This is a genomic window from Telluria sp. LT2P80, assembly GCF_059685955.1.
In genome coordinates this window covers 254,696-270,918 of the sequence record NZ_JCASIO010000007.1, presented here as the reverse complement: position 1 = coordinate 270,918, position 16,223 = coordinate 254,696, and the positions used below count along the sequence as shown (strand labels likewise).

Genomic DNA, 16,223 nt, shown 5'->3' with positions numbered 1-16,223 from the left:
AAAAGGCCGCGCTCCTTGCGGTAGCGCGGCCTTCGGCAGGATTAACGACGCGGGATTTACAGCGCGTTCATTTCTTTCAGCAGGTTATCTGCCTTGTCGACGTACTGCATATTCCACAGCATGTAGCGGGTGTCGACCTGGATCGAGCGGGTCATGGCTTTGTTGAAGTCCCAATCCGAAATGATCGAGTCGAGCGTGCCGTCGAATGCAAGGCCGATCAGCTCGCCCTTGGCGTTCAGTGCGGCCGAACCCGAGTTGCCACCGGTGATGTCCAGCGTCGCCAGGAAGTTCACTGGCAGCGTTTTCAGTTTCGGATCAACATACTTGCCGAAGTTCTTTGCCTGGATGGCGGCCAGCTGGTTGTCCGGTGCGTCGAACTCGCCTTCGCCCGTATGCTTGGCGGTGACGCCGGCAATGGTGGTGAAGGCGGTCCAGCCGGTGGTGCCGTCGGCGCCTTGCGGGCGGCCGGCGATTTTGCCGAAGGTGACGCGCAGCGTGCTGTTGGCATCCGGGTAGACGGCCTGGCCGCGGCTGTTCATGTAGGCAATCTTGGCCTTCATGTAGTTGCCGTAGGCTTGCTGGATCTTGCCGGCCGACTCTTCCTGCTTTTCTTCATCCTTCATGTCGGCGTCATACATCGCGACCGCTGCCTTGATGAAGCTGTCGTTCGATGCTTTGAACTCGGCTGGCGTCTTTTTCAGCCACGCGGTGCGCGCTGCCTTGTCGGCCAGCTTCGAGCCTGCATAGATGCGGTCCAGCGCGGCCTTCAGTTCAGCTTCGCTCATGCCGGCGCGGATGCCCAGTGCGGCGTCGAAGGCGGCGTCGTGTTCGGCGGCCGGTTGCGCGTTGTACTTGGTCAGGAAGTTCAGCACCAGCGCCTTGTCGACTTTTTCGTCGTAGGTGCGGTCCTGGCCTTCGACGACGGACGTCAGGCGTGGCAGGTCGCGTTCCTGGTAGCCGGTCTTGCGCTCGGCGTCCGGCTTGGTACGCTCGTTGGCCAGGCGGTACAGCGTGCGTGCCGACGACAGGAACTTCGGTTGCGCATAGGTCTGGAAGAAGCTCTTCTTGGTGCCCGCATCGCGTTCGGCGATCAGCTTTTCGGCCATGTCGATGTCTGCTGCGTACTGCGCCTTGCGCGCGGCGTCGCCATTGACCCAGGCCTTGAGCGCATTGTGCTCGGCCGTTTTACGCTGCAGGAAGTCGCTGCCCTGGTACGAGACCAGCATGCCCTTGCGATTCTTGTAGTAGTTGTTTACGCCCGCGATCTGGCCCGCGTATTTCAGGCGGGCAGCCGGATCGGTCTTGGTTTCGCGGTCGATAATGGCCAGCGTCTCGCTCGAGGCCTGGATGAAGGCCGGGTAGTTCCAGTCGAACGTGAACGCCACTTCGGACGGCAGGCGGTGACGGTTGGTGCGGCCCGGGTAGCCCAGCACCATCACGAAGTCGCCTTCTTTCGGGTTGTCCTTGGCAATCTTGATGATGTGCTTCGGCTGGTACGGCACGTTGTCCTTCGAGAACTCGGCCGACTTGCCATCCTTGCTGACATACGCGCGGTAGAAACCGTAGTCGCCCGTATGGCGTGGCCACATCCAGTTGTCGGTGTCGCCGCCGAATTTGCCGACGCCCGATGCCGGCGCATGCACCAGGCGCACGTCGCGGATCTCGAGCTGCTTCAGGCGATAGAATTCCAGGCCGCCGTAGAAGCTGGCCACAGTGCAGCGGTAGCCGGCATCTTTTTCGCAGGCCGCCACCAGGGTTTTCTGGTTCTTTTCGATGGCGTCGATGCGGGCCTTGCCGGTCAGTTTGGCGACTTCAGGGGTGATGACCTGAGCACTGACATTGGCCACTTCGTCCGTGACATACACGCGGCTGCCGGGCGATGCCGGCAGCTCGTCGGCCATGGTCTTGGCCAGGAAACCGTTGGCCAGCAGGTCGCGCTCGGGCGTCGAGTTGACGGCGATGCTGTTGTAGACGCAGTGGTGGTTGGTCACGACCAGACCTTGCGGCGAGACGAACGACGCCGAGCAGCCGCCCAGGCTCACGATCGCGCCCATCGGGAATTCAGTCAGCTTGGTCAGATTTGCCGGATCCAGCTTGAGGCCGGCGGCTTTCAGTTGCTTGGCTACTTGTGGCAGCTGTTGCGGCATCCACATGCCTTCGTCCGCTTGGGCGGCGAAGCTGGTCAGGATGGCGAGCGAGAGAAGGGTCTTTTTCATGCGCTTTGGTCTGGTTGGGAAGGGATATTCATGGACTCCGGAGAGTGTCCGTGAGTATGGTTAATCCGCTATCGGATCGTCAACCTGTATTTCAGCCACACCAATGAAAAAGCCCGCGCCTGTCCCGGCGCGGGCTCCTTTGCAACGGTGCCTGCAACGGCGCTTACAACTGCGCCTCGAACAACGACGCGAACCAGGTGCTCACGTGTTCCCACCATGGCCGCTTGGCGAGTGCATGCGGTGTTACCGGCTTGGCCAGCTTCCAGTCGGCGTCAAAGACGTCCGTCATCTGCGTCGCAAACCCGGCATCGAGCACGTTCAGGTTGGCCTCGTCATTGATACTGAACGAGCGGTTGTCGAAGTTGGTCGAGCCCACCGATACCAGCAGCTTGTCGACGATCAGCGTTTTGACGTGGTACATCGTCGGCTGGTATTCCGAGATATGCACCCCGGCCGCCAGCAACTCCGGCCAGCGATCGCGCGAGGCGGCCCGCACGAGATCCGAATCGATGATGTGGCCCGGCGTGATCAGGCGTACCTTCACGCCGCGCTTGGCAGCGGCGATCAGTGTGCGCACCGTCAGTTCATCCGGCACGAAATACGAGGCCGACAAATCGATCGTCTCGCGCGCCGACGTGATCGCCATCAGGTACATCAGGTGCATGCTCTCGCTGCCGCCCGTGGGAGAGCTGGAGAACATCTGCGCCGGCATCGTGCCCTTCGCCTGCAGCGGCGGGAAGTATGCCGGGCCATCGAGCACGACGCCCGTGGCCTTGGTCCAGTTGTCATTGAACACGGCCTGCATCTGCCCGACGACCGGGCCTTCGACGCGGAAGTGGCTGTCGCGCCAGTGGTCTTCGTCCTGCGCGTTGCCGCGCCATTGGTCGGCAATGCCCACGCCGCCCGTGAAACCGACCAAACCGTCGACGATCAGCAGCTTGCGGTGGGTGCGGTTGTTCATGCGCGCCAGCTTCCACCAGACGGGCTTGTGATAGCGCTGTACCTGCACGCCGGCCGCCTTCATCTTGTCGACCTGGGCATTGTCCATCTTCATGCTGCCCATGAAGTCGAGCATCACGTGCACTTTCACGCCAGCGCGCGCGCGCTCGGCCAGGGCTTCGGAAAACTCGGTGCCGATCGATTCGGACCAGTAGATATAGGTTTCCAGCGTGATGGTCTTTTTCGCCCCGCGAATGGCCTCGAGCATCGCCGGGAAAATCTGGTCGCCATTGAGCAGCGCGTCGACCTGGTTGCCTTCGATGATCGGCGGACCCAGCAAGACGCCAAGCGAGCGGCGGAACTGCGGATCGGCCGTGTCGTACTGCCGGGTCAGTTGCCGTTCGATCTGTTTTTCGCCCGGCATGAAATTCAATGCGAGCACCCCCAGCACGAGGGTGGCGGCCACTGTCAGCAACAGCGTCCAGAACTTTTTTGAGCTCATCAGTAAAATCGCAGAGGAAAAAAAACCAACGCACAAGGCGTTGGTTTTTTATGGGTGGCGAACCACCATATTAGCGAACGCGACCGCGACGCAGCAGATTCACGATTGCCAGCAGGATGACTGCACCCAGGAACGACACCAGGAGCGAAGCAACACTGAAGTCGTCGGAATTGATGGTGCCGGTACCGAACAGTGGCGAGAGCAACCAGCCGCCCAGGAAGGCGCCGATGATACCGACCACAACGTTCAGGATGATGCCTTGCTCGGCATCGGTTTTCATGACCATGCTGGCCAGCCAACCCAGAATACCGCCAACGACGATCCAGATAATGAATAACATGGTGCTTCCTCCTCAAGTAAAAAGACAGATCCCCAGGGCCAACGAATGCCGTGACCATGTGAAAAATTTTAAAGACGCTACAAAGGCGGGTCGGTGCGGCAGCGTACCTTCGATGACGAATTTGCATCATCATGAAAATTCTTTGCGGCAAGATGCTGTCAGTCATCCGAGCGTGCGTCATCGAACAGAGCCGGAACTTGCCGGGGCCTATGGTGAAGGTCCTTGGCAGCAACAGCTCATCCGTAGCCGGCTGCCGAAACCAACCAGCAAAGGATTCATCATGAGCAGCTTCGATACCACCCGCACCACGGAAAACCAGCGCATGGTCACTGGCCTGTTCCCTGACCGCGCCAGCGCCGAGCGTGCGTATGGCACCGTGTCCGAGCGCGGCTATAACCGCGATGACGTCAACCTGATGATGTCCGATTCCACCCGTCAAACCCACTTCGCCGACACGGACACCGAACTGGGCACCAAGGCGGCTGAAGGTGCGGGCATTGGCGCCGGTATCGGCGGCACCATCGGCGCCGTGCTGGCCGGTATCGCAGCAGTGGGCACCACGCTGGTGCTGCCAGGCCTGGGCCTGGTCGTGGCCGGTCCTCTGGCAGCGGCGCTGGCCGGCGCCGGTGCGGGTGGTATCACCGGTGGCCTGATCGGCGCGCTGATCGGCGCCGGCATCCCGGAAGAACGCGCACAGCACTATGAAGAAGGCATCAAGGGCGGCGGCATCCTGCTGGGCGTGAATGCACGTTCGGATGAAGATGCAGCGCACATCCACAAATCGTGGACCGAACAGGGCGGCTCGCACGTGCTGGGCGCTGGCCTGGGCGTGGCAGGCGGCGCAGCACTGGGCGCGACCGTCGGCACCGTCGCCGGTCCGATCGGCATGGCAGCAGGCGCGGTTGTCGGCGGCATCGCTGGCGGCATCGCCGGCCAGGGCGCAGCTGAAGTCGTCAATCCAAAAGCCAACGACGACCTGTCCGAGCACCATCTGGCCAAGGGCGTGGGCGCAGGTTCGGGCGCAGCAGCGGGCGCACTGGTGGGTGCTGTCGGTGGTCCGATCGGCATGGCAGCAGGCGCTGTCGTCGGCGGCCTGGCAGGCGGTGCAGCCGGCCGTGGCGCGGGCGAAGTGGTCAATCCAAAAGCGACCGATGAACTGAGCGACCATAACCTGGCGCAAGGCGTCGGTGCTGGTGGCGGCGCGACGGTAGGCGCCGTAATCGGTGCAGCAGCCGGCCCACTGGGCGTGGCGGCAGGCGCAGCGATCGGCGGCATGGTCGGCGGCGCAGCAGGCAAGGGCGTGGGCCATGTGGTCAATCCAAAGGCCGAGAATGACTACTGGCGCAACGAGTACCAGACCCAGCCTTACTACACGCCAGGCTACACGTATGACGACTACGAGCCAGCCTACGCACTGGGCTACAACAACTACGACAAGTACGACGGTGGCTACGATGCCAACGAAGGTCGTCTGTCGACCGAGTGGGATCGCTCGAAAGGCAATTCGCGCCTGAGCTGGGACCAGGCCAAGTCGGCCACCCGCGCCGGCTGGCACCGTGTCGAGCGCGCGATCCCGGGCGACTTCGACCGTGATGGCCGTTAATTTGCACTGAGCAGCACTGAGCTGCACTGATTCGTCAGAGCGCAGATAAAAAAAATCCCCGCCGGTGCGAACCGGCGGGGATTTTTCATGGTCGAACCAGATTACTTTTTCACTGCTTCAACCTGGATTGCCAGCTTCACTTCCGGCGAGAAGTTCGGCAGGCCGAAGCTGATGCCGAAGTCGTCGCGCTTGAAGGTGCCGGTCACGTCCGCGCCGCATGCTTCTTTCTTGAGCATCGGGTGCATGATGCACTTGAACTTGTTGATCTGCAGGGTCAGTGGCTTGGTCACGCCGTGCAGGGTCAGTTCGCCGTCGACCGAGGTCGGCACGTCGCCCGTGAACTTGATCGCCTTCGACTTGAAGGTGGCGGTCGGGTATTTGGCAGCGTCGAAGATGTCAGGCTTTTTCGCGTGCTCGTTCATCTTTTCGTGGCCGAAATCGATGCTGTTGATGTCGACGGTGATGTCCAGCGAGCCGGTCTTGGCTTCGCGGTCGATGGTGACGCTGCCGCTCGACTTGTTGAACTTGCCGCGCCATACCGACAGGCCCATGTGGTCGGCTTCGAAGCTTGGGTAGGTGTGGTTCGGCTCGATGTCGTACGTGACTGGCGCGGCGAAGGCCGACGTGGCGGCAAAGGCGGCGGCGGCTGCGATCAGGTGCTTGATGTTCATGGGTGCGATTCCTGTAAAAAAGTTGATAGAGCGGTTTGTCTTGCAACGTAGGGTGGGCGGCTATGCCGCCCACGCGTTCAAACTGACCAGGCTTCGTTGAACGCGTGGACGGGAAACCCGTCCACCCTACCGTGGTGGTGAAACAGTCTATTTTGCTGCAGTAGCGGGTGCTGCGGTAACGCGAAACTTGATGACAACTTCATCGGCGACCATGCTCGTGTCTTTCCACTCGCCTTCGCCGATATTGAACGCCAGACGCTTGATTGGCAACTGGCCTTCGAACACGGTTTTCGCACCGGCCGCCTTGACCGTCAGCGGGAACGTGACATTGGCGCTCTTGCCTTTCAGGGTCAGCTTGCCCGACACCGTCAGCTTGCCGGCGCCAGCCGGTGCGATGCTGGTCGAGACGAAGGTGGCCTTCGGAAACTGCGCCGAATTGAACCATTCTTTCTTGGCCACTTCCTTGTTGTACATGGCGTCGCCGATATCGAAGCTGGCCGTCGTGATCTCGACGCTGGCGCTGGCCGCCGCCGGCTTGGCGGCGTCGTAATCGATCTGCGCCGCGAACGTGCGAAACGGTGCTTCCACCGGCACGTTCATCTGCTTGAAGACAGCCGAGACGCCGCTGGCTGTCAGGTCGGTCTTGAGTGGCGCGGCCTGCACGGCAGCGACACTGCCGGCAACCAGGCTGGCCAGCAGCAGGGCCTTGATGGAATTCATGATTTTTCCTTCGGGGTAGGGATGGGGAGCATGCGCTGCATGATGCCGTCGCGGTCGATGAGCAGGTGCTTGAGCGCGGCAAGCACGTGCAGCGCCACCAGGCCGGCCAGCAGCATATTGAGCCAGTAGTGCAGGCCGCGCAGCGTCTCGCGCAGCACCGGGTCGGGGCCGATCAGCACCGGCAGCGGGAACTTGCTGAAATAGACGACCGGGTAGCCGGCCGCCAGGCTGAAGAAATAGCCGGACAGCGGCACGGCGAACATCAGCACATACAGCGCCAGATGCAGGCCGTGGGCGGCGCCATGCTGCCAGCGCGGCAACCCGGCAGGATACGCAGGTGGCTTGTTGAACAGGCGCCATAACAGGCGCAGCGCGGCCAGCGCCAGGATCGTCACGCCGGCCCACTTGTGCCAGCTCGTGTAGCGCAGCTTGGCCATGCTGATGCCCTGGATGTCGGTCATCACGAGGCCAAGGGTAAAGGTACCGATGATCGCGATGGCCATCAGCCAGTGCAGCACGATCGCTGGAATCGAATAGCGGCGCATTTTTCTTATAAGTAATTAGTACGGGCTAGAACTAACTCACTATAGCAAAAAAGGCCGTCGTGGTGTTGACACGCTTTTTCACGTCCAACAAACCACACGGGATTGCAAAAGATACACCACCACACTCTGCCGAATGTAATATCTGGTAATGAGCGCATTCATACCCTGCATGCCGTTTGCTGCCAGCCCTCGTGTTGCTGCTGTCTGGGTTGCTCTTGTCTGCGCCGCGCCGGTTCTGGCGCTTGCCCATGGCCAGGCCAACCCTGTCGATCTGGCCGATCTGGCCGACCTGTCGATCGAGGAACTGGCCAATATCCAGGTGACGTCGGTCTCAAAGCGGCCCGAGCGTTTGCAGGACGCATCGGCGGCAGTCTTCGTCATCACCACTGACGACATCCGCAGCTCCGGCGCCGATTCGCTGCCCGAGGTATTGCGTCTGGCGCCCAACCTGCATGTAGCGCGCATCAATGGTTATGCCTACTCGATCAGCGCGCGCGGCATGAACAGTGGGCCAAGCGTCCTGTCCAACAAGATCCTGGTGCTGATCGATGGCCGCTCGGTGTATACGCCGCTGTTTTCGGGCGTGTTCTGGGATGCGCAGGACGTGCTGCTCGAAGACATCGCGCGCATCGAGGTAGTCAGCGGACCGGGTGGCGTGATGTGGGGCCTGAACGCCGTTAGTGGCGTCATCAACATCAGCACGCGCTCGGCCCGCGATACGCAGGGCAGCATGCTGGCGCTGCACGGCGCCAGCGATGGCGCGGCCGGCGCCGCGTTTCGCCAGGGTGGCACGAGCGATAGCGGCGTAGCCTGGCGCGCCTATGGCAAGGTCACGCGGCGCAGCGATAGCGAACGCATTGGTGACGGGCGCATCGACGACGGCCACCGGCGCGCGCTGGTGGGCGTGCGCGCCGACTGGGAGCAAGGGGCCGATGCCTTCTCGGTCATCGGCAACGTCAATCGCGGGCGCCTCGACCAGCCGGCGCCGGGTGAATTGGCCACGCCGTTCGGCCCGTCCACATTTGGCCGCGTGCGCTCGGACGGCGCCAACCTGCTGGCGCGCTGGCAGCGCACGCTCGACGCGGGCGCCAGCGTGTCGCTGCAAGCCTTTCTCGACCATACGGTGCGCGAATCGCCGCCGCTGTTTGCCGAGCGCCTCACGACCGCTGACGTGCAGTTCCAGCACACGCTGGCCACGAAGGGCCGCCACGATCTCGTGTGGGGCGCCAACTACCGCAGCACGCGTGACCGGGTCACCAACAGCCCCTGGGTCGCGTTTCTGCCGGCGCGCGCACTGCTGCGCTGGGGCAGCCTGTTCGTGCAGGATGACATCCTGCTGAACGACGACTGGCGCCTGACGCTTGGCGGGCGCGTCGAATACAACCATTACACCGGCATCGAATGGCTGCCGAGCGCGCGCCTGTCGTGGCGCCTCTCGCCGCAGCACGCACTATGGGCATCGGCCGCGCGCACGGTGCGCTCGCCCGCGCGGCTGGACGTCGATGCCTGGGTGCCCGGCCAGCCGCCGTTCATCCTGCGCGGCGGGCCGCAGGTGCGCAGCGAAGTGGCGCGCGTGCTCGAGCTGGGCTACCGTGGCCAGCCGGCAGCGGGGCTGTCGTACACGGTCGTGCTGTACCACCACGATTACGACCACCTGCGCGGACAGCAGATCGACCCGACCTTCAGTTATGCCGAGTTTGCCAGTCTGCTCAAAGGCAGCGCCAGCGGCATCGAAACCTGGGGCAGTTGGCAGGCACTGCCGCGCTGGCGCCTGTCGGCCGGCTGGACGGCGCTGCACCAGCGCCTGGCCCTCAAACCCGGTGGCAACGACGTGATGGGCCTGAGCGCGGCGCGGCGCGACCCGTCCCATACGCTGCAACTGCGGTCGCACTACAACATCGACGATGCGCGCGAAATCGACGTCACGCTGCGCCGGACCGGCGAGATGCCGGCGTCGCGCATTGCGTCGTCAACGGCGCTCGATGCACGCTTCGGCTGGCGCTTGCGGCCGGGCCTGGTCCTGTCGGTGTATGGCGAGAACCTGAATGGCGGGCACGCCGAATTCGGCTCAACCACGTATTGGGCAGAGTTCGAGCGGCGTGTGGGGGTGAAGGTCCGGTGGGATTACTGACGCGCCGGGGCCGGCGCATCATGAATGCAGATGCACATGCACATGCATGCACGATGCCGCCGTGTGGCGGCATCGTGCGCGACATCAGATCTCTGCCGCCAGCTTGGCGGCCAGTCCGATGTAGTTCGCCGGCGTCATCGCCAGCATCAGGTCTTTTGCTTCCTGCGGCACGGCCAGCGTCCCGATGAATTCACGCAGCGCGTCGCGGGTGATGCCCTTGCCGCGCGTGAGTTCCTTGAGCTGCTCGTACGGGTTCTCGATGCCGTAGCGGCGCATCACGGTCTGCACCGGCTCGGCCAGCACTTCCCAGTTCGCGTCCAGGTCCTGCTCGAGGCGCGCCGCGTTCACTTCCAGCTTGTTCAGGCCGCGCAGGCAGCTGTCGTAAGCCAGCAGCGTGTAGCCGAAGCCCACGCCGATATTGCGCAGCACCGTCGAGTCGGTCAGGTCGCGCTGCATGCGCGAGACCGGCAGCTTGTCGGCCATGTGGCGTAGCAGCGCGTTGGCCAGCCCCAGATTGCCTTCCGAGTTTTCGAAGTCGATCGGATTGACCTTGTGCGGCATGGTCGACGAACCGATTTCGCCGGCCTTCAGCTTCTGCTTGAAGTAGCCCAGCGAGACGTAGGTCCAGATGTCGCGGTTCAGGTCGAGCAGGATCGTGTTGGCGCGCGCGAACGCGTCGAACATCTCGGCCATGTAGTCGTGCGGTTCGATCTGGATCGTGTACGGGTTGAAGGTCAAACCCAGGCGCGTCTCGATGACGTCCTTCGAGAACGCCGGCCAGTCGAAGCCCGGGTAGGCCGACAGGTGCGCGTTGTAATTGCCGACCGCGCCGTTCATCTTGCCCAGGATCTCGACGTCGGCGATGCGCTTGATGGCGCGCTGCAGGCGGGCGACGACGTTGGCCATCTCCTTGCCCAGCGTGGTCGGGCTGGCCGTCTGGCCGTGGGTGCGCGACAGCATCGGCAGCGCCGCATTGGTGTGCGCGATCTCGGTCAGCTTGGCAATGATCGCCTGCAGTGCCGGCAGCATCACGCCGTCGCGCGCCGCCTTGAGCATCATGCCGTGCGACGTGTTGTTGATGTCTTCCGAGGTGCAGGCAAAGTGGATGAATTCACTGGCCGCGACCAGCTCCGGTACATCCTTGACCTGCTCCTTGAGCCAGTACTCGACCGCCTTGACGTCATGGTTGGTGACCGCTTCGATTTCCTTGATGCGGGCCGCGTCCTTCTCGCCAAAGTTGGCTGCCATGCCGTCGAGGTGAGCGATCGCTTCGTTCGAGAATGGCTTGATCTCGGCGAAGCCGGCCTGCGACAGCGCCTGCAGCCACGCGATTTCCACTTTCACGCGGTGGTGCATGAAACCCGTTTCCGACAGGATGGGACGCAGCTTGTCGGTTTTGGTGGCGTAACGGCCATCGAGCGGGGACAGGGCCGACAGGGTCGGCGACAGAGCAGTAGAGGTCATGGCGGGCGTGTCGGTCAAAAACGCGGATTTTACCACTGGCCGGCCATCCACCTCTTGCTGATGCTGCGATGTTGCAGCGCACCGCAGCGGCGGTGGTGCAGGTTTTGCGGCTGGGCCCGATGCTATACTGAAGGTCGATTTCCACTTGCGTACATCCATGAAACTCATCGGTTCCATTGCCAGCCCATACGTGCGCAAGGTGCGTGTCGTGCTGGCCGAGAAAAAGCTCGACTGCGCCTTCATCCTCGAAGACGTCTGGTCGGCCAACACCACCATCGCACAGACCAACCCGCTGGGCAAGGTGCCATGCCTGCTGATGGATGACGGCAGCGCCCTGTACGATTCGCGCGTGATCGCCGAATACCTCGACACGCTCACGCCGGTGTGCAAGCTGCTGCCGCCAAACGGGCGCGAACGGGCCGAGGTCAAGGTCTGGGAAGCGCTGGCCGATGGCGTGCTCGATGCGGCCGTGCTGGTGCGCCTTGAAAGAACGCTGCGGCCCGAAGCGCAGCAAAGTCCCGAGTGGATCGCCCGCCAGTTGGGCAAGGTGAATACCGGCCTGCGCGTGATGTCCGAGCGCCTGGGCGAGGGCGCCTTCTGCCGCAGCAACCAGTACACGCTGGCCGACGTCGCCGTGGGCTGCGCGCTGGGCTGGCTCGCCTTCCGCTTCCCCGAGATCGACTGGCGCGGCGACTACCCGAACCTGGCGCGCCTGTTCGACAAACTGGCCGAGCGCCAGTCGTTCAAGGACACCGTGCCTGTCGTCGCCGCATGATGGACAACAACCTGTCCACGACAGTCATCTTCGGCGAAGCGCTCGTCGACGATTTCAACAACGAGCAGATCGTCGGCGGTGCGCCGTTCAATGTGGCGCGCCACCTGTCTGCCTTCATGGCGCCGTGCCTGGCGATCACGCGCATCGGCGACGATCGCAGCGGCCAGCTGGTGCGCGCCGAATTCGAGCGCTTCGCGATGAGCGACGCCGGGCTGCAGGTCGATCCGATCGAAGAGACGGGCCGCGTGCTGGTCGAGCGTGGCCCGCGCGGCCACCGCTTCACGATCCTGCCGCACCAGGCCTACGACTTCATCGACGCCGCCACTGCCGGCGCCGCGCTGGCGGGCGTACAGCCGGCCATGGTCTATTTCGGCATGCTGGCCCAGCGCAATGCGCAGTCGCGCGCCGCGTTGACGGCGGTGCTGGCGGCCAGCAGCGCACCACGCTTTCTCGACCTGAACCTGCGCGACGGCCAGTACGACGAACGCGGCGTGGCCCGCTCGCTGGACGCGGCCAACATCGTCAAGGTCAATGAAGAAGAATTGCAGGCGCTGTTCGGCTGGTATTGCCAGATCCAACCCGATGCCCCGGCACTGTCCGCCGACGAAGTGCGCGCGTCATGCCAGGCCTTGCTGACGATGTTTTCGCTCGACGCGCTGATCGTGACGCTGGGCCACCGCGGTTCGGTGTACTTCGGCAGCGATGGCAGCGCGCTCAAGAACCACGACACGCCGGCGCCGCCATTCGTCATCGACACCGTGGGGGCGGGCGACGCCTTCTCGGCCATTTTCCTGCTCGGTAGGGCGCGCGGCTGGCCGCTGGACGTCACGCTCGCGCGCGCGAACGAATTCGCCGGTGCGATCTGCGCGATACCGGGTGCGGTGCCGAGGGATATGGGGTTCTACGACAAGTGGATGACGCGCTGGCGCTGATGGTCTGCGCCAGCGGCGGCCAGCAACTGAGACGCCGGACTCCCGGGCGGGAATCCGGCTGGTGGCTTATTCGCCGATCTGGGTCTGCAGGTAGTTCTGGATACCGATCTTGACGATCAGGTCCAGCTGCGTCTCGAGCCACTCGATGTGCTCTTCGGTATCTTCGAGGATCATCAACAGCAGGTCGCGCGACACGTAATCGGCCGCCGCTTCGCAGGCGCCGATGCCTTCCTTGACCGTCACGTGCGCGGCACGTTCGAGTTTCAGGTCGCATTCGAGCGTTTCCTGCGTCGACTCACCGATCATCAGCTTGTGCAGCGCCTGCAGGTTTGGCAGCGCGTCGAGCATCAGGATGCGTTCGATCAGCTTATCGGCGTGCTTCATTTCGCCAATCGACTCGTCGTATTCCTTCTTCGCCAGCTTGTCCAGGCCCCAGTGGCGATACATGCGCGCGTGCAGGAAGTACTGGTTGATCGCGGTCAGCTCGTTGGTCAGCTGTGCGTTCAGCAGACGGATGACGTTTGGATCGCCTTTCATGGGGTGCCCTCGGTAATGATTTGAATGACCTCCATGATAGCAAACAGCACGCCATTAAAACGCTAGAAATTGCGCGAAAACAGGTAAAAAAGCGCATTAAATGACACTAAATGCGCTATTTCTGCGCGTAATAGCAACCGTTCTCAGTTCACTGTGCGAACGGTTCTCACTCCCCGGTCAGGCGGTCGCTACCGACGAAAAAAAGCCCCGCACATTGCGAGGCTGGCAGCACTGGAATTCAGGAAGGATCAGGCAGCCTGTGGCAGGCGGCGCACTTCGGTGACGGTGGTCTTGCTGTCGATGTGCTCGTGCAGCACTTCGCGTGCATAGCTGACGCAGGTGCCGCACATGGTGCCCACGCCCAGTTCCTTGCGCAGTTCGGCGATCGACGAGATGCCCAGTTCGGCAGCCTGGCGGATTTCACGGTCGGAGATGTTATTGCAGACACAGACGATCATTGGAGCAACCCTTTTGAAACAACCATTGCAGTTTAGTCTATAAAATGCGAATCATTCTCATTTGCGTTGCTATTTTCTGTAAACTCGACCGTGAACGCAAGCGAAATTTTCGGTTCAACTGTACTTTTTTTGGACTTGACCGTCTGTCAATGACAAGCTGCAAATAGAAATAATTCCTATTTAGGTTTATGATACCGGGATCGTTCCAGTCGCTGTCTCATACGCGCCACAATTTTTCGGAAGCCGCCATGACCCACGCCGCATTGCCAACCCTCGACTCGCTCAAGACGGGCCAGAGCGCCACCGTTGTCCATCTTGCGCGCGGTGCGCAGGAGGGCGGCATCGATGTCCAGCGCCGCCTGATGGAACTGGGCTTCGTGCCGGGCGAGCGCATTCGTGTGCTCAAGCGCGTGATGGGCGGTCCGCTGGCGGTCAAGGTCGGTGAATCCACCTTTGCGCTGCGCCGCTTCGAAGCCGCCCTCGTCTCGATCCAGGCGGACTAGTCGCATGGGAGTCATGGAATCGCAAGTCGCGTCACGCACGCCGCTGGTCGCACTGCTGGGTAACCCCAACTGCGGCAAGACCGCACTCTTCAACCGCCTGACTGGCGCGCGCCAGAAGGTCGCCAACTATGCCGGCGTCACGATCGAACGCAAGGAGGGCAGCTTCACGTCGCCCGCCGGACGCGCGTTTCGCGTGCTCGACCTGCCGGGCGCCTACAGCCTGAATGCGCAGACGCCCGACGAAGGCATCACGCGCGACGTTGTCGCAGGCCTGCGCGCCGGTGAAGTCCCGCCGGACGCCATCCTGTGCGTCGTCAACGCCACCAACCTGCGCCTGAACCTGCGCCTGGTGCTCGAGCTGCGCCGTCTCGGCCTGCCGATGGTGCTGGCGCTGAACATGGTCGATGTGGCCAAAAAGCGCGGCATCGAAATCGATACCGCCAAACTCTCGCAAGAACTGGGCATGCCGGTCGTCGAGACCGTCGCGATCCAGTCCGGCGGCGAAAAAGCCTTGCTGGCCCAGCTCGACGCGATGCCGTTCGGCGTACCGGTAACGCCCAAGCCGCTGTCGGCGATCGACGAAGTCTCGGTCGAAGATACCCAGCGCGAAGTGCGCCGCATCCTGGCCGCTGCCGTCTCGACGGCGAAGGACACCGGCAACCTGAGCGAAAAGATCGACGGCGTCGTGCTGCACCCGGTTGCCGGTCCGATCATCCTGGCACTCTTGATGTTCGTGATTTTCCAGGCCGTGTTCAGCTGGGGCGACGCACCGATCGAACTGATCGAGGCGGGCATGGGCGCCTTCGGTGAAATGGTCGGCTCGTGGATCGGCGAAGGCATGCTGCATAGCCTCATCGTCGACGGTATCATCGCCGGCGTGGGCAGCGTGCTCGTGTTCCTGCCGCAGATCCTGATCCTGTTCTTCTTCATCCTGCTGCTGGAAGACGTCGGCTACCTGCCGCGCGCCGCGTTCCTGCTCGACCGCATCATGGGCAGCGTGGGCCTGTCGGGCCGCTCGTTCCTGCCGCTGTTGTCGTCGTTTGCCTGTGCCATCCCGGGCGTGATGGCCGCGCGCACGATCCAGAATCCGCGCGACCGCCTGGTGACGATCATGATCGCGCCATTGATGACGTGTTCGGCGCGCCTGCCGGTGTATGCACTCCTGATCGCCGCGTTCATTCCCGACCGCGTCGTGGGCGGCTTCATGAACCTGCAAGGCATCGTGCTGTTCGTGCTGTACCTGGCCGGCATCCTGTCGGCAATGGCGGTGGCCTGGTTCATGAAGCGCCGCAACGGCTACAAGCAGCACGCGCTGATGCTCGAACTGCCAGCCTATCACTGGCCGCATCCGCGCGGCCTGGCCTCGGGCCTGCTCGAACGCGCCAAGATCTTCCTGATGCGCGTCGGTACGCTGATCCTGGCCATGATGATCCTGCTCTGGCTGTTCTCCAGCTTCCCGGGCGCACCGGAAGGCGCGACCAATCCGCCGATCTACTACAGCGTGGCGGGCATGATCGGCCGCGCACTCGAAGTCGTGCTGGCCCCGATCGGCTTCAACTGGCAGATCGCCATCGCGCTGGTGCCGGGCATGGCCGCGCGTGAAGTGGCCGTCGGCGCGCTGGGCACCGTGTACGCGCTGTCGGGCGGCGATGAAGTGGGCAACACGCTGGCACCGCTGATCGCGCAATCGTGGTCGCTGGCCACCGGCCTGTCGCTGCTGGCCTGGTATGTCTACGCGCCGCACTGCCTACCGACGCTGGCCACCGTGGCGCGCGAAACGGGCAGCCGCAAATATGCCTGGATCATGGCCGGCTACATGTTCGCGCTGGCCTACGTGGCGGCGTTCATCGTCTACCGCGTCACGCTGGCCTTCACCGGAGCATAACC

15 protein-coding genes are annotated in these 16,223 nt (G+C 63.0%); 6 read left to right on the top strand and 9 right to left on the bottom strand.

Annotated features, from left to right (window positions below; translation table 11 throughout):
- Positions 1-56: 56 nt before the first annotated feature.
- The 3 genes from AC56LW_RS18675 to AC56LW_RS18665 all read right to left on the bottom strand — a co-directional run bounded on the left by AC56LW_RS18675 (position 57) and on the right by AC56LW_RS18665 (position 3,997).
- Positions 57-2,216, bottom strand: a complete 2,160-nt coding sequence (locus tag AC56LW_RS18675) for a S46 family peptidase (RefSeq protein ID WP_499636693.1) — start codon at positions 2,214-2,216, stop codon at positions 57-59.
- A gap of 163 nt (positions 2,217-2,379) precedes the next feature.
- A complete protein-coding gene (locus AC56LW_RS18670; RefSeq protein ID WP_499636691.1) occupies positions 2,380-3,657 on the bottom strand; it encodes a phospholipase D-like domain-containing protein in 1,278 nt (425 codons plus the stop codon).
- 70 nt (positions 3,658-3,727) lie between these two features.
- Entirely contained in the window at positions 3,728-3,997 is a 270-nt protein-coding gene (locus AC56LW_RS18665; protein WP_123067791.1) for a GlsB/YeaQ/YmgE family stress response membrane protein, read from the bottom strand.
- 280 nt (positions 3,998-4,277) lie between these two features.
- On the opposite strand from AC56LW_RS18665, the gene AC56LW_RS18660 reads away from it, so the two are divergent.
- Positions 4,278-5,600: a hypothetical protein gene (locus AC56LW_RS18660; RefSeq protein WP_499636689.1), complete on the top strand. Its 1,323-nt coding sequence runs from the start codon at positions 4,278-4,280 to the stop codon at positions 5,598-5,600.
- Positions 5,601-5,701: 101 nt separating this feature from the next.
- Here AC56LW_RS18660 and AC56LW_RS18655 read toward each other — a convergent pair whose 3' ends face one another.
- From AC56LW_RS18655 to AC56LW_RS18645, 3 genes are all read right to left on the bottom strand, one after another.
- On the bottom strand, positions 5,702-6,271 hold the full coding sequence (locus tag AC56LW_RS18655; protein ID WP_258835932.1) for a YceI family protein: 570 nt from the start codon (positions 6,269-6,271) through the stop codon (positions 5,702-5,704).
- A gap of 147 nt (positions 6,272-6,418) precedes the next feature.
- Positions 6,419-6,991 carry a YceI family protein gene (locus AC56LW_RS18650; protein WP_499636687.1) on the bottom strand — a complete coding sequence of 191 codons (573 nt, stop codon included), beginning with the start codon at positions 6,989-6,991 and terminating at the stop codon, positions 6,419-6,421.
- Positions 6,988-7,536, bottom strand: coding sequence for a cytochrome b (locus AC56LW_RS18645; protein ID WP_183556011.1), 549 nt, complete (start codon positions 7,534-7,536; stop codon positions 6,988-6,990). The genes AC56LW_RS18650 and AC56LW_RS18645 overlap by 4 nt, the downstream gene beginning before the upstream one ends.
- Positions 7,537-7,684: 148 nt before the next feature.
- Between AC56LW_RS18645 and AC56LW_RS18640 the strand changes: the two genes are divergently transcribed.
- Positions 7,685-9,667, top strand: a complete 1,983-nt coding sequence (locus AC56LW_RS18640; RefSeq protein WP_499636685.1) for a TOL_0244 family TonB-dependent receptor — start codon at positions 7,685-7,687, stop codon at positions 9,665-9,667.
- Between the two features lie 84 nt (positions 9,668-9,751).
- Here the strand turns inward: AC56LW_RS18640 and purB are convergent, their stop codons facing one another.
- Positions 9,752-11,131, bottom strand: coding sequence for an adenylosuccinate lyase (gene purB, locus AC56LW_RS18635; protein WP_499636683.1), 1,380 nt, complete (start codon positions 11,129-11,131; stop codon positions 9,752-9,754).
- A gap of 157 nt (positions 11,132-11,288) precedes the next feature.
- Between purB and AC56LW_RS18630 the strand changes: the two genes are divergently transcribed.
- The gene (locus AC56LW_RS18630; RefSeq protein WP_499636681.1) at positions 11,289-11,906 is read left to right on the top strand and encodes a glutathione S-transferase N-terminal domain-containing protein; all 618 of its coding nucleotides are present in this window, start codon (positions 11,289-11,291) and stop codon (positions 11,904-11,906) included.
- Complete coding sequence (locus AC56LW_RS18625; RefSeq protein ID WP_499636679.1) at positions 11,903-12,838, top strand: PfkB family carbohydrate kinase; 936 nt, start codon at positions 11,903-11,905, stop codon at positions 12,836-12,838. Before AC56LW_RS18630 ends, AC56LW_RS18625 begins: the two co-directional genes overlap by 4 nt.
- Before the next feature lie 66 nt (positions 12,839-12,904).
- On the opposite strand, the gene bfr is transcribed toward AC56LW_RS18625, so the two are convergent.
- Both bfr and AC56LW_RS18615 read right to left on the bottom strand, forming a co-directional pair.
- A complete protein-coding gene (gene bfr, locus AC56LW_RS18620; RefSeq protein ID WP_183556014.1) occupies positions 12,905-13,375 on the bottom strand; it encodes a bacterioferritin in 471 nt (156 codons plus the stop codon).
- 248 nt (positions 13,376-13,623) lie between these two features.
- On the bottom strand, positions 13,624-13,833 hold the full coding sequence (locus AC56LW_RS18615) for a (2Fe-2S)-binding protein (protein WP_183556015.1): 210 nt from the start codon (positions 13,831-13,833) through the stop codon (positions 13,624-13,626).
- Positions 13,834-14,081: 248 nt separating this feature from the next.
- Between AC56LW_RS18615 and AC56LW_RS18610 the strand changes: the two genes are divergently transcribed.
- Positions 14,082-14,336, top strand: coding sequence for a FeoA family protein (locus AC56LW_RS18610; protein WP_332533253.1), 255 nt, complete (start codon positions 14,082-14,084; stop codon positions 14,334-14,336).
- A 4-nt stretch (positions 14,337-14,340) separates the two neighbouring features.
- Positions 14,341-16,221 (top strand): ferrous iron transporter B, encoded by a 1,881-nt coding sequence (gene feoB, locus AC56LW_RS18605; protein ID WP_499503996.1) that lies wholly within the window; start codon positions 14,341-14,343, stop codon positions 16,219-16,221.
- Positions 16,222-16,223: the final 2 nt, after the last annotated feature.